At 55.3% G+C, this 208-nt stretch carries 1 rRNA gene; it reads left to right on the top strand.

The features are described from left to right. Nucleotides 1–195: ribosomal RNA gene (locus AC6H42_RS12495) — 16S ribosomal RNA — on the top strand; the annotation flags it as partial. Nucleotides 196–208 lie beyond the last annotated feature (13 nt).

Genomic DNA, 208 nt, shown 5'->3' with positions numbered 1-208 from the left:
TAATCGCGGATCAGCATGTCGCGGTGAATACGTTCCCGGGTCTTGTACACACCGCCCGTCACACCATGGGAGCGGGTTTTACCAGAAGTAGGTAGCTTAACCGTAAGGAGGGCGCTTACCACGGTAGGATTCGTGACTGGGGTGAAGTCGTAACAAGGTAGCCGTATCGGAAGGTGCGGCTGGATCACCTCCTTTCTAGAGTATGGCG

This window comes from Massilia sp. NBRC 108631, from assembly GCF_059704565.1.
Note: the sequence above shows the minus strand (reverse complement) of the source record. Positions and strands in the feature narration are given on the sequence as shown.